The organism is Comamonas sp. MYb396, assembly GCF_037479555.1.
In the GTDB taxonomy this organism is placed as follows: Bacteria; Pseudomonadota; Gammaproteobacteria; order Burkholderiales; family Burkholderiaceae_C; genus Comamonas.
In genome coordinates, this window is the sequence record NZ_JBBGYU010000002.1 from 359,594 (window position 1) to 378,689 (window position 19,096).

Annotated in this window: 15 protein-coding genes; 3 read left to right on the forward strand and 12 right to left on the reverse strand. The window is 65.3% G+C overall.

Features of this window, described 5'->3' with window-relative positions; genetic code table 11:
- Positions 1 to 186: 186 nt before the first annotated feature.
- The 7 genes from WH265_RS05795 to WH265_RS05825 all read right to left on the reverse strand — a co-directional run bounded on the left by WH265_RS05795 (position 187) and on the right by WH265_RS05825 (position 8,993).
- Complete coding sequence (locus WH265_RS05795; RefSeq protein ID WP_339557651.1) at positions 187 to 1,335, reverse strand: BMP family ABC transporter substrate-binding protein; 1,149 nt, start codon at positions 1,333 to 1,335, stop codon at positions 187 to 189.
- Between the two features lie 78 nt (positions 1,336 to 1,413).
- Positions 1,414 to 2,334 (reverse strand): ABC transporter permease, encoded by a 921-nt coding sequence (locus WH265_RS05800; RefSeq protein ID WP_312988682.1) that lies wholly within the window; start codon positions 2,332 to 2,334, stop codon positions 1,414 to 1,416.
- Entirely contained in the window at positions 2,334 to 3,416 is a 1,083-nt protein-coding gene (locus WH265_RS05805) for an ABC transporter permease (protein ID WP_021027744.1), read from the reverse strand. Before WH265_RS05805 ends, WH265_RS05800 begins: the two co-directional genes overlap by 1 nt.
- Complete coding sequence (locus WH265_RS05810) at positions 3,409 to 4,992, reverse strand: ABC transporter ATP-binding protein (protein WP_339557652.1); 1,584 nt, start codon at positions 4,990 to 4,992, stop codon at positions 3,409 to 3,411. Before WH265_RS05810 ends, WH265_RS05805 begins: the two co-directional genes overlap by 8 nt.
- A 62-nt stretch (positions 4,993 to 5,054) precedes the next feature.
- Positions 5,055 to 6,002: a LysR family transcriptional regulator gene (locus tag WH265_RS05815; RefSeq protein WP_339537685.1), complete on the reverse strand. Its 948-nt coding sequence runs from the start codon at positions 6,000 to 6,002 to the stop codon at positions 5,055 to 5,057.
- Positions 6,003 to 6,104: 102 nt separating this feature from the next.
- Entirely contained in the window at positions 6,105 to 8,171 is a 2,067-nt protein-coding gene (locus WH265_RS05820) for a sensor domain-containing diguanylate cyclase (protein ID WP_339557653.1), read from the reverse strand.
- 204 nt (positions 8,172 to 8,375) lie between these two features.
- Entirely contained in the window at positions 8,376 to 8,993 is a 618-nt protein-coding gene (locus WH265_RS05825) for a Crp/Fnr family transcriptional regulator (protein ID WP_339537683.1), read from the reverse strand.
- Between the two features lie 306 nt (positions 8,994 to 9,299).
- On the opposite strand from WH265_RS05825, the gene WH265_RS05830 reads away from it, so the two are divergent.
- On the forward strand, positions 9,300 to 10,322 hold the full coding sequence (locus tag WH265_RS05830; RefSeq protein WP_339518817.1) for a porin: 1,023 nt from the start codon (positions 9,300 to 9,302) through the stop codon (positions 10,320 to 10,322).
- Positions 10,323 to 10,451: 129 nt separating this feature from the next.
- Here WH265_RS05830 and WH265_RS05835 read toward each other — a convergent pair whose 3' ends face one another.
- Entirely contained in the window at positions 10,452 to 10,730 is a 279-nt protein-coding gene (locus WH265_RS05835) for a PsiF family protein (RefSeq protein WP_021027750.1), read from the reverse strand.
- A gap of 178 nt (positions 10,731 to 10,908) precedes the next feature.
- On the reverse strand, positions 10,909 to 11,613 hold the full coding sequence (locus WH265_RS05840; RefSeq protein WP_021027751.1) for a YebC/PmpR family DNA-binding transcriptional regulator: 705 nt from the start codon (positions 11,611 to 11,613) through the stop codon (positions 10,909 to 10,911).
- A 223-nt stretch (positions 11,614 to 11,836) separates the two neighbouring features.
- Here WH265_RS05840 and WH265_RS05845 point away from each other — a divergent pair, with 223 nt between their 5' ends.
- Together WH265_RS05845 and murI are read left to right on the forward strand one after the other, a co-directional pair.
- On the forward strand, positions 11,837 to 12,211 hold the full coding sequence (locus WH265_RS05845) for a hypothetical protein (protein WP_339518819.1): 375 nt from the start codon (positions 11,837 to 11,839) through the stop codon (positions 12,209 to 12,211).
- 66 nt (positions 12,212 to 12,277) lie between these two features.
- Positions 12,278 to 13,129, forward strand: coding sequence for a glutamate racemase (gene murI / locus WH265_RS05850; protein WP_339557654.1), 852 nt, complete (start codon positions 12,278 to 12,280; stop codon positions 13,127 to 13,129).
- Here the strand turns inward: murI and WH265_RS05855 are convergent, their stop codons facing one another.
- The 3 genes from WH265_RS05855 to WH265_RS05865 all read right to left on the reverse strand — a co-directional run bounded on the left by WH265_RS05855 (position 13,130) and on the right by WH265_RS05865 (position 18,596).
- A complete protein-coding gene (locus WH265_RS05855) occupies positions 13,130 to 13,678 on the reverse strand; it encodes a M48 family metallopeptidase (RefSeq protein ID WP_339557655.1) in 549 nt (182 codons plus the stop codon). It abuts the gene before it with no gap.
- 83 nt (positions 13,679 to 13,761) lie between these two features.
- The gene (locus tag WH265_RS05860; protein WP_312987545.1) at positions 13,762 to 14,397 is read right to left on the reverse strand and encodes a DUF6806 family protein; all 636 of its coding nucleotides are present in this window, start codon (positions 14,395 to 14,397) and stop codon (positions 13,762 to 13,764) included.
- Between the two features lie 572 nt (positions 14,398 to 14,969).
- Positions 14,970 to 18,596, reverse strand: a complete 3,627-nt coding sequence (locus WH265_RS05865) for a choice-of-anchor P family protein (protein ID WP_339557656.1) — start codon at positions 18,594 to 18,596, stop codon at positions 14,970 to 14,972.
- Positions 18,597 to 19,096: the final 500 nt, after the last annotated feature.

The following is a 19,096-nucleotide window of genomic DNA, read 5'->3' on the forward strand; positions in this document are numbered from 1 at the left end:
CAAGCCACTATGCCGGCCTGCAGCGGGTAGAACATCGCCCGGCCAATATATGCATAAATCGGGCCAGGTTCCAAGTGCAGCCGGCGCCGCCGCGCTGCACTGTTGTTTGTTTGCCAGCAGGCCCGTCAGCCCCTGCTTGGCGCTAACTCTAGCGCCACCTATGGCTACCGGGCGCTGCAGCCAGGCTTACTTGGCGCCGGGCACGGCGCCTTCGATGCCCTTGACATAGAAGTTGATGCCGCGCAGGAAGGCATCATCGCCCACCGTGCCGCTGGCCAGCACTTCCTGGCCCTTGTTGTCCACGATCGGGCCGGTCCAGACCGCGAAGCTGCCGTCCTTCATGCCTTGCTTGGCCTTTTCAACCTTGTCCTTGGCGTCCTGGGGCACCTGGTCGGCGATCTTGACCAGGTCCATCGCGCCTTCCTTCACACCCCACCAGAAGTTGCCCGACTGCCACTTGCCGGCCAAGGTGTCTTCGACCACCTTGCTGTAGTAAGGCGTCCAGTCGATCACGGCCGAGCCCAGGTGGGCCTTGGGTGCGAAAGCGCTCATGTCGCCGTCTTTGCCAAAGGCGTAGACGCCGCGCTCTTCGGCGGTCTTGAGGACGGCGGGCGAATTGGTGTTCTGGTACATCACGTCCACGCCGCCGTTGATCAGGCTGGTAGCCGCTTCCGACTCCTTGGGCGGTGCAAACCATTCGTTCACCCAGACCACCTTGGCCTGGATGCTGGGGTCCACGCTCTGCGCGCCCAGCACAAAGCTGTTGATGTTGCGCACCACTTCCGGAATCGGCACCGAGGCGACCACACCGACGGTCTTGGTCTTGGTCATCGAGCCGGCCACGATACCGGCGAGGTAAGCGCCTTCAAAGGTCTTGGTGTCGTAGACCGCGACATTCTCGGCCTGCTTGTAGCCGGTGGCGTGCTCGAACTTCACATCCTTGAGGTCGGCAGCGGCCTTTTGCACAAACTCCTGGTAGCCAAAGCTGGTCGCAAAAATGAGCTTGTTGCCCTGGCCTGCCATGTCGCGCAGCACGCGTTCGGCATCGGCCGACTCGGGCACGCTCTCGACCATCGAGGTCTCGATCTTGTCGCCAAACTTCTGTGCAATCGCCTTGCGGGCCAGCTCATGCTGGAAGGTCCAGCCGCCGTCGCCAATCGGGCTCACATACATGAAGCTGACCTTGAGCTTGTCGGCAGCAGGGGCGGCGGCAGCCGGCGCAGGAGCTGCCGGGGCGGCGGGCTCTTCCTTCTTGCCGCAGGCGGCCAGGGTCGCCAACGACAGGGCCGACAGGCCGATCAACTTGATCACGGAGCGCTTGCGCATGGTTTGCATGGATGAATCCTTGGTTTTTATAAAGAACGGACGAAAAGCGGGCCGCTGTTATCGTTATGGGCGCGTGCTGACACGCGCCTATGACCCGGGATAGAAAGGCTTGCCCAACGAAGCCGGCATATTGGCGCGAATCCAGGTTGGATTGCGCGAGATCAGCACCAGCACCACGATGGTGGCCAGGTAAGGCAGCATGGACAGCAGCTGGCTGGCCAGCTGCACGCCGCTGGCCTGCAGATGGAACTGCAGCATGGTCACACCGCCAAACAGGTAGGCGCCCAGCAGCACCCGCGCGGGGCGCCAGGTGGCAAAGGTGGTCAGCGCCAGCGCAATCCAGCCCCGGCCCGAGACCATGCCTTCGACCCACAGCGGCGTGTAGACGGTGGAGATATAGGCACCGGCCAGGCCGCACATCGCGCCGCCAAACACCACAGCCATCAGGCGGATGCGGCGCACCGGGTAGCCCAGCGCATGGGCGGATGTGGGCGATTCACCAACGGCGCGCAGCACAAGGCCTGCGCGCGTGCGGTAGAGGAACCACATCATCAGCAAGACCAGCGCCATGGCGCCATACACCAGCGGGTGCAAGGTAAAGAGCGCCGGGCCCAAGAGCGGGATATCGGCCAGGCCCGGGATCGCATACTTGGGCAGGCTGGGCAGCTTGGCCTGCACATAGGACAGGCCGACAAAGGCCGAGAAACCGGCGCCAAACAGCGAAAGTGCCAGGCCCGTGGCGTACTGGTTGGTGTTGAGCCAGATCACCAGCACGCCAAAGATGGCGGCCAGCACGGCGCCCGCCAGCATACCCGCGCCAAAGCCCAGCCAGGTGCTGCCGGTGTGGACCACGGTGGCAAAACCGGCAATCGCGGCGCACAGCATCATGCCCTCGGCTCCCAGGTTGACGATGCCGGCCTTCTCGTTGATCAGCAGGCCCAGAGCTGCCAGCGCCAACACGGTGCCAGCGCTCAGCGTAGCGCCCAAAAGCAGTGCATAGGATTCCATCACAGGCCTCCCTTCACTGCGGCGCGCGATGCCACCCAACGCAGGCGGTAGACCACCAAGGTGTCACAGGCCAGCAAGGTGAACAGCAGCAGACCCTGGAAGACGCCGGTCAGGGCCTTGGGCAGGCCCAGGCGCGACTGCGCCAGCTCGCCGCCGATATAGAACATGCTCATAAGAATCGCGGAGAAAACCATGCCCACGGGATGCAGGCGACCGACAAAGGCGACGATGATGGCCGCAAAGCCATAGCCGGCGGGCACATAGGGCGTGAGCTGGCCCAGGGGGCCGGCCACTTCCAGCGCGCCAGCCAGGCCGGCGGTGGCGCCCGAGATCATCAGCGCCGTCCACAAGGCCTTGCGCGACGAAAAGCCGGCATAGCGGGCCGCTGAGGGCGCCAGGCCCCCCACCTGCTGGGCCAGCCCGGCGCGGGTGCGGAACAGGTAGACCCAGAGCAGCGCAGCACCGGCCAGCGCAATCAGCACGCCGATGTTCATGCGCATGCCTTGCACCAGTTTGGGGATTTGCGTGATCTTCTCGAAGCTCTTGGTCTGCGGGAAGTTGTAGCCCATCGGATCCTTCCAGGGCCCATAGACCAGGTAGCCCAGCACAAGGGTGGCGACATAGACCAGCATCAGGCTGACCAGAATCTCGTTGGCATTGAAGCGGTCGCGCAGCCAGGCCACGATGCCGGCCCAGACCATGCCGCCGAGCATGCCGGCCAGCAAGATGACGGGAACAATCCAGGGGCCGGTGTTCTTGTCGGCCAGCAAGGCCATGCCGCCCGCGGCCACGGCGCCGATGACAAACTGGCCCTCGGCACCAATGTTCCAGACATTGGAGCGAAAGCAGACCGCCAGGCCCAGCGCAATCAGCAGCAGCGGCGTGGCCTTCATCGTCAGCTCGCCCAGCGCGTAGCCGGACTTGATCGGCTCCCAGAAAAAGGCCTGCAGGCCCTTGACCGGGTCCTTGCCCAGCAGCACAAACAGGCCCACACCGATCAGCACCGTGATCAGCAAGGCCAGCACCGGCGAGCCAAAAGTCCAAAAGCGCGAGGCCTGGGGGCGTTGCTCGAGTTTAAGCATGGCGGCCCTCCTCGGCGAGAGCGGCAGCCGGGGCGGCATTGCGGCCTTCCCAAAGGCCACTCATCCATTCGCCGATCAACTGCACCGAGGCATCGGCCCGCGCCACCGAGGGCGACAGGCGGCCCTTGGCAATCACATGCAGGCGGTCACTGATTTCAAACAATTCTTCCAACTCCTCACTGAGCACCAGCACGGCGCAGCCTGCATCGCGTAGCGCCAGGATCTCGCCGCGGATCTGTGCTGCCGCGCCCACATCCACCCCCCAGGTGGGCTGCGAGACGATCAGCAGGCGGGGCTTGGCATCGATTTCCCGGCCCACGATGAACTTTTGCAGGTTGCCGCCCGAGAGCGACTGCGCACTGGCCTGCGGGCCACCAGCCTTGACACCAAAGCGCGCGATGATGCCGCGCGCCATCTGGTCGAGCTGGCCCATGCGCAGCCAGCCGCCGGCGCCCAGCATCTCGTTGCGCGTCAACACCAGGTTGTGCGCCAGGCTCATGCTGGGCACGGCGCCCCGGCCCAGGCGTTCTTCGGGCACAAAATGCAGGCCCAGCGCGCGGCGTTGGCCCGGGCCCATGCGCCCCATCGGCGTCGTGTCCATCAGTACGGCCTGCGGCTCGGCGCGCATGTCTTCGCCCGAGAGCGCATACAGCAGCTCCTTTTGGCCGTTGCCCGAGACGCCGGCAATCCCCACCACCTCGCCGGCCCGCACCTGCAGCGAAATGCCATCCAGGTCCACACCAAACGGGTCCTGCTTGGCCAGGCGCAGCTGCTGCACGCTGAGCACCGTGGCCCCTGCCTGGCTGGGGCGTAGCTTGAGCATCGGCGGCTCTGCGCCAATCATCATGCGCGACAGCGAGGCATTGCTTTGCTCACGCGGGTCGCACTCACCGGTCACCTCGCCACCACGCAGCACCGTGCAGGCGGTGCACAGCGCGCGGATTTCATGGAGCTTGTGGCTGATATAGAGAATGCTGCAGCCCTCGGCGGCCAGCTTGCGCAGCACGACAAACAGCTTTTCCACCGCCTGGGGCGTGAGCACCGAGGTCGGCTCATCGAGGATCAGCACGCGGGGGCGCGTGAGCAGGCCGCGGATGATCTCCACCCGCTGCATCTCGCCCACCGACAGGCTGTGCACCGGCCGCAGGGGATCGATATCCAGGCCATACTCGCTGGCCACCTCGGTGATGCGAGCGGTCACTTCTGCCAGCGACATGCTTTTGTTCTGGCCCAGCCAGACGTTCTCAGCCACCGTCAGCGTGTCAAACAGGCTGAAATGCTGGAACACCATGCTGATGCCCAGCTGGCGTGCCTCCTGGGGGTTGCGGATCTGCACTGGCTGGCCATCGACCAGGATCTGGCCCTCATCGGGTTTGACCGAGCCGTAGATGATCTTCATCAGCGTGGACTTGCCCGCGCCGTTCTCGCCCAGCACGGCGTGGATTTCCCCGGCGCGCACTTTTAACGATACTTTGTTATTGGCTACAACCGCTGGGTAGCGCTTGGTGATGCCGATCAGCTGTAACCGGGGCGCGGCCGCGCCATCGGTTGTCGGTGTCGGGGTCTGTTCTTTCATGGGCGGCAATTGTCCCTCAAATTGTTACCCGAGCGCGGGATAAAACGCGAAGATGCGCTCACTCACGGCGAATAGCCCGCCGGGCTTCGCAGCGAGAGCGCGGTTTTTTTCAGGCAGCTGCGCAGCCAGATGGCCGCATCAGAGGCATGGGTTCGGGCGTGCCACAGCAGGTAGTAATCGAGCGGCGGCAGCGCCAGCGGGCAGTCCAGGATGGCCAGCGCATGCGTGTCGACAAAGCGCTCACAGAACTGGCGCCCCGTGGTCAGCACAAGCAAGCTCGATGCCACCATGGCCGGAATCGCACTGAAGTGGGCGCAGCGCGCCATGATGCGCCGCTCCACCCCCAACGCATCGAGCCGGGCATCGATGATGCCGCGCGCGCCCGGGTGCGTGGCAGTGGGCGCAATATGCTCGGCCTGCAGCCAGGCCTCGACATCCCAGCCCCGCCGCACCGCCGGGTGGCGGCGGCTGACCAGGCTCACCACGTCGTCGCTCATCAGGCTGGTCATGTGCAGGTCACCGGTGGGCTGCAGCCAGTTGCCCACCACCACATCGATATCGCCCTGGGCGAGCTGGGCGTGGTAATGGGTCTCGGACGACAGCGGGTAGATCTCCACCACGCACAGCGGCGCCTCGGACTTGATGCGCGCGACCAGCGCGGGCAAAAACAGCGGATCGAAGTAATCACTCGCTGCTATGCGGAAGGTGCGGGTCGCCGTCTGCGGGTCAAAATCGCGGGCATCGCTGAACAGGCCTTCGGCAGCGCGCAGGATGGCCGCTGCGGGCTCGACCATGCGCTGGCCCTTGTCGGTGGGCATCATCGCCGCGCCCGAGCGCACCAGCAAAGGGTCGCCCACCAGGTCGCGCAGGCGCTTGAGCGCGGCCGACACCGCCGGCTGGTACATACCTAGGCGCAAGGCGGCCCGCGAGACGCTGCGCTCGGTCAGCACCGTGTGCAGCACCCGGATCAGGTGCAGGTCAATCTTGTCAAACAGGGCTTGGTCGCGCATGCGGGTATTTTGAATCTGGACATTCAAGCTTATCAGCCACGACCTGTCGCCTATCCCGGTTGTTACCCCAAGCTGTGGCGGATGTCCCTCACCCCCTTGCCTTCAGGCCACCTTGGCCTCACGCCAGCAGGCCCGGTTGCCGCCCTGGCGCTTGGCGCTGTAGCTGGCCATGTCGGCGGCGCGCACCGCCTGCAGCGCATCGGAAAACGAGGCATCCATCTGCAGCAGACCGATGCTGACGGTGACCACAAAATGCTTGCTGCGTAACTGGGGCTGCCAGTTCTGCAAGGTGTCGCAGAGCTGGGCGGCCAGCTCATGGGCCTTTTCCGGGCTGCACTGGCGCAGCACCAGCGCAAACTTGTCGCCCGCCACCCGCGCCGCATAGCCCTGGAAAGGCTGCAGCAGCTGCAGCTGGCGCGCCACATGCTGCAGCACCAGATCGCCCTGCGCATGGCCGGCCAGCGCATTGATGGCCGACATATTGTCGACATTCACATAGAACAGCACCGGCGCACTGGGTGAGGACTGGTCCAGCCCCTCGCGCCGGGCCTGCAGCAAGGCGGTCAGGTGCAGCAGCAGGGCCTCGTAGTTAGGCAGCAAGGTGAGCTTGTCCATGCGGCTGGGCGACTGCGCGGCCACGCGGGCCTGGCCGGCGCGCACAAAGCACCAGCGCAGATCCGGCCCCGCCTGCGCAATGTTCACCAGGTGCAGGCTGACCATGACCGGCGCACCCGACTGGTGGCGCAGCACCACGCTGGTCTCGGCGCTGCCCAGGCGCTCCAGGTCCGGGGCCAGTTGCGCCCAGGCCTGGTCAAAATCCTGGTCGGCCATGGCCAGCATGTGCACCGGCTGGCCTTGCAAGTCCTGGCGGCTGTAGCCCAGCAAATGGGCCAGCGCCTGGGAGACCTGTTGAATCTGATCGCGCTGCAGCAGCAAAAAGGAAAAGCGCGCATGCGCGAGCACACTCTCGGCCAGTTGCTGCTGCTCACGCAACTGCTCGGCCAGCGATTCGCGTTGCTGCCCCAGCTCCTGCAAGTGCATGCCCATGCGGTCAATCTCATCGGGCGGCGGGCCGCTGGCTGGGTCGGCCGCCTGCACCGGGCCCGAGGCCAGCGCCAGCACCGGGGCGGGCGCAACGGGCAGCGGTGTCTGCGCCACCAACTGCTTGAAGCGCCGGCTGTGCCCCCACAGCCACAGCCAGGTCAGTGCCGCCAGGGCCAGCGGCATCAGCAGCAGCCACCACCAGCTGCGCCACTGGCGTCCCCAGCTTTGCAGGCTCTGGTCATGGGGCATCACACGCACCACCAGCCAGCGGGCTGCGGGCATCTGCGCGACGCTGACGAGGTTGGGCGCCAGCCACCAGGACTGCGCAGTCTGGGCGCCGCCACGGGCTGCGCGCTCCTGCCAGCGCTGCAGCACCGGGGCCAGCAAGGAGTCATCGTCGGTCGTGCCCAGAATGCGGGCCGGGTCGGGGTGGGAGATCAGCACGCCTGCGGCCGTCATCAGCACCAGCTGCCCACTGTCGGGCGGGGTGGCGGCCAGCGATACCGGCAGCAGGCTTTGCGACTGCAGGCGCAACACCCCGGCCATCGCGCCCTGCACCGTGCCCTGCTTGTCGCGCAGCGGAATGCCCAGCGCAATGCTGGGCCCGCCAGACGCGCTTTTGAAGGGTTCGGACACCAGCGGTTTGCCGTCGACCATCACCCGGCGCAGCAGATCCCGCTCCGCCGGCTCCACGGCCTCATCGCCTTCGCTGGCATCGCGCACATGGCGCCGGAAGACCTCGGCGCCGCGCGCATACACCAGGCTGTCGAAATAGCGCGTGGCCGCCAGGCCCTGCTCCAGGAGCGGGGGCTGCTGGGACGCGGGGCCCTGTACCCAGGGCGCCGCCGCCTCGGCCAGGGCGCCGAGCACCTTCTGGCTTTGCTCGAGCTTGCTGCCCATCAGTCTGGCGAGCATCTCGGTCTCGTCGGCCTGCTGGGCCGACAACTGGGTGATCACCGTCTGCTGGCTGGCATGGATTGCCAGCCACTGTACCAGCGCCGTGCCCATCAGCACCATCAAGGGCACCACCACCCACAGCCGCCACAGCCAGGGCCCGGCCGTATCACGCAGGTCGTCTACCGGAGGGGCGGGATCGGGCTGCCAATGCACCGGCCTGTCATCCATGCCGGGCTACCTGGCCCGCAGGGCCCGGAGGCACCAGCCGATCCGGCAAGGGCAAGTCATCGTCTTTGGCACAGGGCACCTCCTTTCAGGTGCCACATCTTGGCGCTTATGTACCGGCGCCGGTATCAGGACAAAACCGGACCGAGAAAACCCGCGTCACCGTTTGGCCCGGCCGATCCAGTGCGGGGGCGCCAATCGGGCCGGCTAGGACTTGGCCAGCTGGCGCAGCGATTCGGGCTGCGGCAGCCAGAGGTTCTTGCCCAGGCCGTCGAGCAGGCCCTGGTCGCGCAATTGGCGCAGCACGCGCGAGAGCGTCTCGGGCGCAATGCCCAGGTGGGCGGCAATCTGGCGCTTGGATTGCGCCAGTTGCACCCGCAGGCCCTGGTCGCCGGGCTCGGCATGCTGCAGCAGCCACTCGGCGCAGCGCGCCACAGCGTCCTGCGCCACCCGGCTGACCGCGAGCGCCGCCTGCTGGCAGTAGCCCTGGGCCATGCTGGCCACCAGGCCCTGGGCCTCCGCGGGCCATTGCAGCAGGTAGCCGCGCAGCTGCGCCACCGGCACCGCGCGCCATTGCACGGAGGTGCGCGCCACCATGTCCACCGCACAGGGCTGGTCGGCCAGCGCCGGCGCGGCATCGAGCCAGCAGGGCCCCTCCATCACCCCGAGCAGGTGGCGCATGCGCCCCTCTTCCTGCACCCCAAAGGCGACCGAGCCCCGCTCCAGGTACAGCACATCCAGCAAGGGCTGGTGGCGCTGGCGCAGCAAGGCACCGGCGCCGGCGCTGTTCGGGGCAAATTCATCCAGGCAGAGTAAGTCAGGCATGGGCCGCACTTTGCCCCGATTGCCGCCTGCGCACATTGAGCTACATCAATCCTTGCCAGCGATCGGCAGCCCCAGCAGCGGCCGCTTCAGCCCCAAACCAGCGGCCTCATCAAGCATCAGCGGCCAAGAACCTGCCTTAACTCCTTGCAAAAACCGTATACCCCCAATATGCGGCGTCCACGCCACACCTCGGGTCTTTACCAGCGGTTTTTTTAGCTTTTGGCACACATATTGCTCAGAGCGGTCGGCACTGACTTCACAATTCACCGCTATCACAAATTCACACGCTTGTAACAAAGGAATGCCATGAACAACAAACTGCTCGCCCTGGCCGTGATGGCCGCCTGCGCCTCCGCAGCGCAGGCCCAATCGTCGGTGACTGCCACCGGTCTGGTCGATATGTATATCGGTTCGATGAAAGCTCCCGGCGATGATGGCCGCACCTCCACGCTGGGCAGCGGTGGCATGACCACCTCCTGGTTCGGCTTCAAGGGCACCGAAGACCTGGGCGGCGGCCTCAAGGCCAGCTTTCTGCTGACCAGCTTCATGCGTGCCGACACCGGCACGCCCGGCCGCTTCACCGGCGACGTCTTCTGGTCGCGCGATGCGCTGGTCTCGCTGTCCGGCGATTTTGGTGCCGTGACCCTGGGCCGCACCGTGGCGCCCAACTTCGTGCCATCGATCTCGATGAACCCCTTTGGTGATTCCTTCACCTTCTCGCCGCTGGTGCTGCACCAAAACGTGTCGCTGTTCAACAAGAGCGGCTGGCAGAGCAGCAACCCCTCCGACACCGGCTGGAGCAACCAGGTGATCTACAGCACGCCCAAGGTCGGCGGCTTCAGCGGCAACCTGCACTACCAGTTTGGTGAGCAGGCCGGCCAAGGCGGCAAGAACAACATCGGCCTGAACGCCACCTACGCCAACGGTCCTTTTGCCATCACCGGCTTCTATGAAGACGTGGACATGAGCAACCCCGTGCCCGCCGTGCTGGCCGAGAACCACCGCAACTGGATGCTGGGCAGCAGCTATGACGCCGGTTTTGTGAAGGCCTATGCGACCTACGGCCAGACGACCGGCAAGGACACCGACTTCAAGATCAAGACTGCCAGCCTGGGCGCGACCGTGCCGCTGGGCGCCACCAGCCGCATCCTTGCTGGCTGGGCCCACAGCAAGCTGCAGGACAGCAATGCCAAGCGTGACACCGTCTCCGTCGGCTACAACTACGACTTCTCCAAGCGCACCGACGGCTACGCCATCGTGATGTACGACAAGGTCAAGGACTTCGGCAATGGCACCAGTTTTGGCGTCGGCATCCGCCACCGCTTCTAAACGGTTTCTGTAGCGATCTGTGCGGCGTTCGGGCCCACCACGCAAAACGCCAAGCATGTGTGCATGCTTGGCGTTTTTTCTTGCCGGTTCGGCAGACCCAGCGCCTTAGCGCCGGATCGAGAGAAGTCTTTACTTCTTCAGGCACTCGCTCATGAAGGCCTTGCGCTCGTCGCCCTTCTTGCCGGTCGCATCGACGTTGCAGGTCTTCATGCGTTCTTGCTGGCGCTTGCGGCCGTCGGACAGGCAGCTGGACATGAACGCCTTGCGCTGATCGCCCTTGAGCTCCTTGGTCTTGGCCTCGGTGTTGCAGGTACCCATCAGCTGCTGCTGGGCCGTGGGGGTCTTGTCGGCTGCCAGCGCAAACTGGGATGCCAGCGCGATGCTGGCAAGGACGATGAGTTTTTTCATGGTATGGGCTCTTATCTAAACTGCGCCGACGACCAGCGCATGCGAATTTCTGCATATCTGGCCCGCCCTGTCAATGGGCAGATGATAAAGAAGCGCAAACTGCTGACGAGAGCCTCACAAGCGCCCATGAAAAAACGGCCTGCGCGGCCGTTCTCAAGCGGGTGGGCAGGGACTGGGATCAGTCCACCAGGCCCACATAGATGTTCTGCACATCGTCGTCGTTTTCCAGACCGGCCAAGAAGGCTTGCACCTCTTCCTGCGCTTCGGCAGGCAGGCTGGCCATGCTGATGGGGGTCTTGGCCTTGTAGCCCAGCTTGGCCGACAGCACCTTGATGCCCTGCTCGGGCAAGGCCTTGCTGACGGTGTCCAGGTCCGTCGGCTCGGTGATGAACAGGGTCACGCCCTCTTCTTCCGCCGGCTCGAAATCCTGCGCGCCCGCTTCGATCGCGGCCAGCTCCACATCGGCGCCGTTTTCTGGCTCGCCTTCGACCATGCCCACATGGTCAAAATCCCAGGCCACGGCCGTCAGCTGGCCCTTGCGGAAGCACACGCGCATATTGGGTGCCGTGCGGTTGGGGTTGTCGGTCAGGCACTCGACCATCACCGGCACGCGGTGCGGCGCATAGCCTTCGAACAGCACGGTCGAGTAGTTGACGGCATCGGCGCCAGCGCCCGAGCCCTTCTTGATCGCGCGCTCCAAGGTGTCCTTGGGCATCGATGCCTTGCGGGCCGCTTCCACAGCCATGCGCAGGCGCGAATTGCTGGCTGGGTCACCCCCGCCCAAACGCGCTGCGACCGTGATTTCCTTGACCAGTTTGCCAAAGAGTTTTCCCTTGGCATCAGCGACCAGCGCCTTGCCCTTTGCTTTCCATTGCGCGCCCATGGCTGCGTTTTCCTAGTTGTTGGTTGGGCAGCAGCGGTCGCTGCTGGCAACAATGCCGGGCAAAGCCCAGATTGACAGGGCAAATTTATACACTGCCGCCCAAGGCTGTGCTGAGCATAAGGGGAAATCTGTGCCAAAAACCTGGGGCATCGCAGCAGCCAGGCGACGCGGGGGCGACGGCGCCGCGCGGGTTGCGCCCGCCGTTCAAAGGCACAATGGCGCCATGCAAGTTCTGCAGCGACTTTGGCGATGGACCCAGGCCCAGCGCACCCCCCTGCTCTGGAGTCTGGGCGGCCTCGTGCTGTCCTTTGTACTGCTGGGCCTGCCCGGCTTTGCCAGCTATGCGCCGGCCGAACAGCTCTTTGTCTGGGCGGGCGATGGCGCGCTGCTCCAGGCCATCCATGGCGACAGCCTCTGGCCCATTCTTATCTCGGCGAGCTTTTTGCAGGCCTTGCTGATCACGCCGCTGCACTGCCTGCTGCGGCGCTGCTGGCCTGGCCTGGCGCGCTGGCCCCATGTGCTGGGCGTCGTGCTCGGGGTCTGGCTCATCAGCATTGTCTGCACCTGCCTGATGCTGCTCGCTGCGGTCGATGCATAAAAGCCGCAGCCTGCCTACAATCACGGCGCACGCGCCTTTTTCTCAGCTTTGACCCTGCACGCTTCCATGCCCCACCCTCTCTCCCCCATTGGTGTTTTTGACAGCGGTATCGGCGGCCTGAGTGTGCTGCGCGCGCTGCGCGATGTGCTGCCCGATGAGCAGTTCATCTATGTGGCCGACAGCGGCAACGCCCCCTATGGCGAGCGTGGCGACGCCTTTGTGCAGCAGCGCTGCGCCCACATCACCCAGCAGATGCGCGAGCGCCACGACATCAAGGCGCTGGTGATTGCCTGCAACACGGCCACCGCAGCGGCGATTGAAGGCCTGCGTGAGCAGCACCCGGGCCTGCCCATCATCGGTGTGGAGCCCGCGCTCAAACCCGCCGCCCAGCACAGCCAGACCCATGTGGTGGGCGTGATCGCCACCCAGGGCACCGTCAGCAGCAGCCGCTTTGCCACCTTGCAGGCAGCGCATACCACGCAAACCCGCTTTGTGGTGCAGGCCTGCAATGGACTGGCGCGCGCGATTGAAGACAGCACCCGGCCCGGGCGCGATGCAGCCGCCGATGCCGCGCATATCCAGGGCCTGTGCCAGACCTACCTGGCCGCGATGGGCGACTTTGGCGCGCAGCCCGGCCAGATCGACACCCTGGTGCTGGGCTGCACGCACTATATTTTTGCCGCCGATACCCTGCGCGCGCTGGTGGGCGACCAGGTGCAGCTGATCGACACCGCCACGCCCGTGGCCCGCCGCACCTACAGCCTGCTGCATGCCACCGGCATGCTGCGCAAGCCCGCGCAGGCGCCCAGCGCTGAAGAGGCCTGCCGCCTGACGACGACCGGCGAGCTGGCGGCGCTGCAATACGCCGCTGCGCAGTGGCTGGGGCTGCCGCCCCAGCTTTGCCAGGCTGCGGACTGATCAGCCGGCGCTGTCCGCCGCATCCGCCCCCAACTGCCACAGCCGGTGGCCGCCCTGGTCGAGCCAGGTCAGGTAGAGGCGCACCTCCAGCTCCAGCTGGTGGTAGGCCGGCTCCATGTACTCGCACAGCTGGTAGAAGGCCTTGTTGTGGTCGGACTCGCGCAGGTGCGCGAGCTCATGCACGGCGATCATGCGCAAAAAGGCCTCGGGCGCATGCTTGAAGAGGCTGCCAATGCGGATCTCATGGCGCGACTGCGTCTTGCCGCCATGGTTTTTGCCGCTGCGCACATGGATGCCCAGCGCCTGGTAGACCAGCTGCAGCTTGCTGTCATACACCACCTTGGCCAGGCCCGCGCTGTTGCGCATGTGCTCGCCCTTGAGTCCCATCACATAGGCATGCAAGGCCTTGTCCGAGCGCATCTGGTGCGGCTGCGGGTGCCGCTGCAGCAGCCACTGGCCCAGCTTGCCCGATTGCAGCAGATTGCCCGCCTGCTGCTGCAAGCTGGCGGGGTAGGACTGCAGATAGGGAAGCAAGACAGGGCTGGACATGGTTCAAGCAAACAGCAAAGGCAGCACAGCGGCTGCCTTGGGATTCCAAAGATATGCCGCGCCCAGTGGACGCAGCGCTATTTTCAGTGCAGGTGGCGCGGGCGGCGTCCGCCACCCCCATGGCCGCCGGGGCCTCCTGGGCCACCAGTGCCGCGTGGCGGCTTGCCGATCTCGAGCGAATCGACCAGCGCATCAAAACGCTGGCTGAACAGCTTGTCGATCTCGCCGACCACACCAACGAGCTCGCCGGCATCGAAGTGGCGCTCCATCGTGCTCACCACATCCTGCACCAGCATGTCGCGCTGCACCTGCATGATGGCCGCCGGCGTCGGGCCCACAAACAGCATCATGAAGTCGTCGCGCGACTCGGCGCTGCGGTCCTGCTCTTCGTCGTCGAACTCGGCGTCGTAGAAGGTGACCTCGATCGCCGCGCCCTGGTCGGCCAGCTCGTTGAGGTTCATGCACATGTCGTCCAGCGACTGGCGAAAATCATCATCGCCGCGCACCGTCCAGCACATCTGCAGCACATGGTCCTTGGGCTCGAACAAGATACCCGGCTCTTCGTCGTAGGCACTTTCGGATCCATCGACCAGCGACTTGGCGCCCGCATAGGCCCACAGCGGTTTCAAGGCCTCTTGCAGCTGGTCAAAGCCGACATCGGCACGCAGCAGCACTTGTCCGTGGACATGGATCTCAAAGGGTGGGTTGTAACTGGGCATGTTCTGTACCTTCCTAAATGGGGGCCGCCCGCTTGCGCTCGCCAACCCCACGCCTGATGACACGGCACGCCGCATCGCTCTGCACAAGGCGCCAGCACAGCCACCAATGCGGGGCCAGGTTGGCGACTCTCCATGCGCCACCCACCCGAGCGGCGCAATATCCACAATATCGGACATTGTGCCCGGTTTGTCGACCACAGACGAAGAAAAAGCCAGCAGGAGGCCTGCTGGCTCACGCCCCGCACCCCAGCGGGCACAAGCCCGGGATGCGAAACGGTCTTCGTCGCTGCCAGCATGCATGAGCGATGCCCGGCCCGCGTCTGTGGCGCAGGCAATAAAAAACAACGGTTTGCAGGCTTTTTCTGCGAAACCGTTGCTCTGTAGTGCATGGCGCCGGGGCATTTTAACAGGTCCGGCCCGGGCCTGGCCCTGCGGGGTCAGCGGCCGCCGCTGAGTTACCACCGGGTCAGGTCCAGCCGGGTGAGGTCCAGCCGGGTGAGGTCCAGCCGGGTGAGGTCCGGCCGGGTGAGGTCCAGCCGGTTGAGGTCCGGCCAGACCAGCGGTTCCCCTCCTCAGTCGCCCGCCTGCACCATCTCGCCGTTTGGATCGGTCACCCGCACCACGGTGATGGCTGGCGCATCCTCGGCATCGCCCACAATGCCGGTGCTGGCGCCATAGAAGCCGGCCACAAAGCGGAAGGCCGGGGAGCCCGAGGGGCCGGTGCAGTGGAAGTTGAACTGGCGCAGCACTTGGGCAACACAGACATAGCCCGAGTCCGCATCGATCACCGAGTTGGCGTCGCGCGTCTGGAAGCGGAAGTTGCGGCTGGGCATCGCATCCGTTTGCGACAGCAGCACCCAGGATCCACGCAGCGACTGGGCCGAGGCCTTGTTGACGCCATAGTAGAAGCGCTCGATCTGCACCGGCTGCTCGCCGGGGAAGGCCAGCGTTCCCACCGATGGCGCCGTGAAGTGGATCGACCGGGTCAGACCTGCATCGGCCTTGAAGCTGGCAATCGCAGCCGGGCCACCAAAGTAGCGCCCCCCTTGGTACTGCACCGTGGACAGATCGGGCGTATTGGGCGCTGGCGTGGTGGAAGCATCATGCGCGCCCAGCAGGCTGTGGAAGCTGCCCTGGCCATCGCTCTCATAGTCATAGACCGACATGAACAGCATATGGTCCTCGCTGGTCACAGGCTTTTGCAGCTCGATCGACAGACCTCGGCCAGGCAGGCCGCGCAGCTCGCTGCTGACCACCCAGGTGCCCGATTCAGGAGCATAGCCCGGTGCATAGTAGCTGGTGCGCACATTCTGGTTGTTCTGGGCGGTGTAGGCCGCGCGAGCGACGCGGAAACCGACCAGGCGCCGGGCATCACCACCGCCCTCTTGCAGCGAGCCGCTGATCTGGTCCACGCCACGCTGCAGCGTCAGCGACACCACGGCACCACTGCCTGCGCCGCCTGTGCGGTTGCCCGCGCAGTTGAACACCAGGCCAGCGCCGCTGTAGCTGCACTGCGCCACCACATGGCCGGACAAGGTGCCGCCAAAACCATGAACGGTCGTCGCCGCGTTGGCGGGATAGGGCCAGGCCATGGCTGCTGCCGCCCATTCGCCGCTCATGGGCACCTGCTCGCCCGTGCCGATATCGGCCCACCAGCTGCGCACCGGCTGGTTGCTGCTGTTGAGCTCGACCATGGCCCAGCGGTCGACAAAGGCCGGGTCGGAGAAGACGCCAGCTGGTGTGCCCTCGTAGTCAAAGCGCTGCATCACCTTGGTGGGCTCACCTGGGAACTGGATCGTGCCGGTGCTGCGGCTGGTGAAAGTGATCACCACATTGCCAGGGCTGCCCGCCTCATGGCCGTCGCGCTGCTCGCTGCCAAAGAAGCGCCCGCCTTCGTAGTAGTAGAGCGGCGCGGTCACCGTGTTGTCGTGCAAGCTGCCCAGCGCCGTGTGGAAGGTGGGCGCACCCGTGGCACGGTAGTTGTAGACCTGCATGAACAGCACGCCGTCCTGGATGTCGATGCCCATGCCGCGACCCGGCTCCCCATTGAGTTCGTCCTTGATGATCCAGGTGCCGCTCTGGGCCGCAATCAGACCGGCAGGCAGCTCGCCATTGGGGTCCGAGGTCTTGGTCACCTCGCGGCTGCTGCTGCCGGTATTGCCAGCCTCATCGGTCTGCGACGCCGTCACCGTGACCGGCCCCTTGGGCAGAGCGCCCACCTGCATGCCAGGCGCCGTCCAGCTGCCGTTGACGCAGGCCACTGTCACCTTGATGGATCCCACGCTCACCGTGACCGCGCCGTCGCCGCTGGTGCAGGTGCCCGCTGGGCTGTAGGCATTCTGGTTCGAGGTATCGATGGTCGGCGCGGTGCTGATCGAGACTGCAGGCGCCGTCGTGTCCTTGACGGTGTTGAGCGTGCCGGAGATGACCGTGCCGGCCACCGTCTGCGAGGCCTTCACCACCACCGTGCCCTCGGGCAGGCTGCGCACATCGACAGCGCTCAAGGTCCAGTTGCCACCCGTGCAGGCCGCCGTGTTGCTGATGCTGCCAATGGCCACCGTCACCGCGCCACCAGCGGCGCTGCAGGCGCCAGAGACGCCGCCATAGCTGGCCTGGTTGCCGCTATTGATACGCGGCGCCACCACCACCGTGACGGCGGCTGCGCTGCTGTCCTTGCTGGTTGTGCGGCTGGCATTGCCGGTGTTGCCCGCGGCATCGGTCTGCATCGCCGTCACCGTGACTGCGCCGGCCGGCAGGCCGCTGACATCCATGCCCGAGGTGGACCAGATTCCGCTGCTGCAGACAGGCTGCGGCACAGCGGCCACCGTCCCCACGCGCACCGTGACCGCCACCCCGTTTTCAGAGCAGCTGCCCGCCACGCCGTATGACGACTGGTTGGCCGCATTGATCACCGGCGCCGAGGTAATCGCCACCGCAGGGGCGGTCGCATCCTTGCCGGTCACCAGGCTGCCCGATCCGGTCTGGCCAGCCACGGTTTGCGAAGCCGTCACGGTCACCGCGCCATCGGGCAGGCCGCTTACGTTGATGCCCGAGGCCGACCAGACACCACCGCCGCACAGCGCCGATACGGACACGGAGCCCACCATGACAGCCACCGCTTCACCGTTGGCCGAGCAGGTGCCCGACACAGTGTAGGAGGCCTGGTTCGCTGCCGTGATCTGGGGCGCCGCAACGACAGCCACCACCGGCAGCTGCGGCACCGAGCCCGTGTTCTTGCTGGTCGACTGGCTCGCCGAGCTGCTTTGCCCGGAGGCCGTCTGCGTGGCTGTGATCGTCACCGTGCCATCGGGCAAGCCTTGTGCGTTGACTGCACCGGCATAGCTGCCGCCTGCGGAACAAGGCAGCGACTGGCTCACCCCTGCAGGGTTGGAGCTGATGGCCACATTGCCGCTGCCGGCACTGCAGCTGCCGCTGATGGGCAGGGACGACTGGTTGCTGGCGGTGATCGCCGGCAGGGGATTGAGCGTGACGGTGGGCTTGCAGTCGGGCATCGACGCGGTGGAGTTGCCCACGACGACGGACGCACTGAGCAAGGGAAGGGTCAGTGCTTTGGCCACCAACTCGATGCGCAGCGCCGTCACGCTCATGGTAGTGCCGCTTTGGCTTTGTTCATTGGTGTAGAGCTTGACGCCGACTTCGGTGCCCAAGCCCGGCACACCAACGGTCAGGTTGACCAGGCCGTTGACCGCAGCACTGACGCCGCTGAGCGCACCCGTTCCGCCCAGAATCTGGGCATCACCCGAGCCCACAGGCACGCCGTTGACACAGGCCATGCGCGCTTGCGAGCTGATGGTATTGGCACCCAGGGACAGCATCGCCAGCGACAGGTTCAAGCCGTCCACGGAGGTGTCCGACACCACACTGTTTTGCGCCAGATTGCTTTGGGTGGAGGCGTTGATGACGCCCGTCCCCACGCTCAGAAGATTGACCCCGGCCGTCACCCCGACACTGGCAACCGACATGGGCGTATTGAAATCCGGTGGTGCAGTCTTTGATCCGGTATCCGCAAATGGGATTCCCAGCCCGGCCCCGAGCACATCGGCCGTGACCTGCAGGCCATAGGCCCGCCCGGCGCCTGAGGATGCCGCAAGGGCGGCGGAGCTGCAGACCAGGGCCATGCTCGCGAGCCCTCCGTACAGCAGACGGCGTAGGGATCTCTGTGCACCAAGCGGGTTCATAGCGTCTCCTTCTGCACCATGCCAGAACGCCAGATGTGGTGTGGTCGACGCAGACCCTACCAAACGACGGCCGAGGACCGGTGCCGCTGATTACTCATACAGACACAACTACTCACAAGGGCGAAGGTACTGCGAATCTTTGGTAAACGGTAAATTAATTTATTGAACTCACTTATAAGCACAGCTAGTTCTGGCCTATGGTCTGTTACAGCAACGCCGGTCGGCGGCTGCCCTATCGGCGGCGGCACAGCTCCCGGCCAAACCCGCGATTTCTGGCCGTATTTCCCCGTCCTCGGCCGCAGGTTTTCAGAGGAGAAATTGCGGTTAAGTGCTGTTTTCTGTAAGGCGATCCAGCGGCTGCCGTTCACACAAAAAAACCTGCCACGGAGGGGGGGGTGGGGTCGCTGGCGCTCTCCCGAGCAGGCCAAAGGCTGTGCGCGATTCGGCGCTGTCTGACAGTGCTGACAGCGCCATCCACCTTCAAATCAAGGCCTCGGCTT

Excerpts from the sequence above, each read along its gene's own strand:
- WH265_RS05795 (WP_339557651.1), bottom strand. The coding sequence starts at position 1,335 with ATGCAAACCATGCGCAAGCGCTCCGTGATCAAGTTGATCGGCCTGTCG.
- WH265_RS05800 (WP_312988682.1), bottom strand. The coding sequence starts at position 2,334 with ATGGAATCCTATGCACTGCTTTTGGGCGCTACGCTGAGCGCTGGCACC.
- WH265_RS05805 (WP_021027744.1), bottom strand. The coding sequence starts at position 3,416 with ATGCTTAAACTCGAGCAACGCCCCCAGGCCTCGCGCTTTTGGACTTTT.
- WH265_RS05810 (WP_339557652.1), bottom strand. The coding sequence starts at position 4,992 with ATGAAAGAACAGACCCCGACACCGACAACCGATGGCGCGGCCGCGCCC.
- WH265_RS05815 (WP_339537685.1), bottom strand. The coding sequence starts at position 6,002 with ATGCGCGACCAAGCCCTGTTTGACAAGATTGACCTGCACCTGATCCGG.
- WH265_RS05820 (WP_339557653.1), bottom strand. The coding sequence starts at position 8,171 with ATGGATGACAGGCCGGTGCATTGGCAGCCCGATCCCGCCCCTCCGGTA.
- WH265_RS05825 (WP_339537683.1), bottom strand. The coding sequence starts at position 8,993 with ATGCCTGACTTACTCTGCCTGGATGAATTTGCCCCGAACAGCGCCGGC.
- WH265_RS05830 (WP_339518817.1), top strand. The coding sequence starts at position 9,300 with ATGAACAACAAACTGCTCGCCCTGGCCGTGATGGCCGCCTGCGCCTCC.
- WH265_RS05835 (WP_021027750.1), bottom strand. The coding sequence starts at position 10,730 with ATGAAAAAACTCATCGTCCTTGCCAGCATCGCGCTGGCATCCCAGTTT.
- WH265_RS05840 (WP_021027751.1), bottom strand. The coding sequence starts at position 11,613 with ATGGGCGCGCAATGGAAAGCAAAGGGCAAGGCGCTGGTCGCTGATGCC.
- WH265_RS05845 (WP_339518819.1), top strand. The coding sequence starts at position 11,837 with ATGCAAGTTCTGCAGCGACTTTGGCGATGGACCCAGGCCCAGCGCACC.
- murI (WP_339557654.1), top strand. The coding sequence starts at position 12,278 with ATGCCCCACCCTCTCTCCCCCATTGGTGTTTTTGACAGCGGTATCGGC.
- WH265_RS05855 (WP_339557655.1), bottom strand. The coding sequence starts at position 13,678 with ATGTCCAGCCCTGTCTTGCTTCCCTATCTGCAGTCCTACCCCGCCAGC.
- WH265_RS05860 (WP_312987545.1), bottom strand. The coding sequence starts at position 14,397 with ATGCCCAGTTACAACCCACCCTTTGAGATCCATGTCCACGGACAAGTG.
- WH265_RS05865 (WP_339557656.1), bottom strand. The coding sequence starts at position 18,596 with ATGAACCCGCTTGGTGCACAGAGATCCCTACGCCGTCTGCTGTACGGA.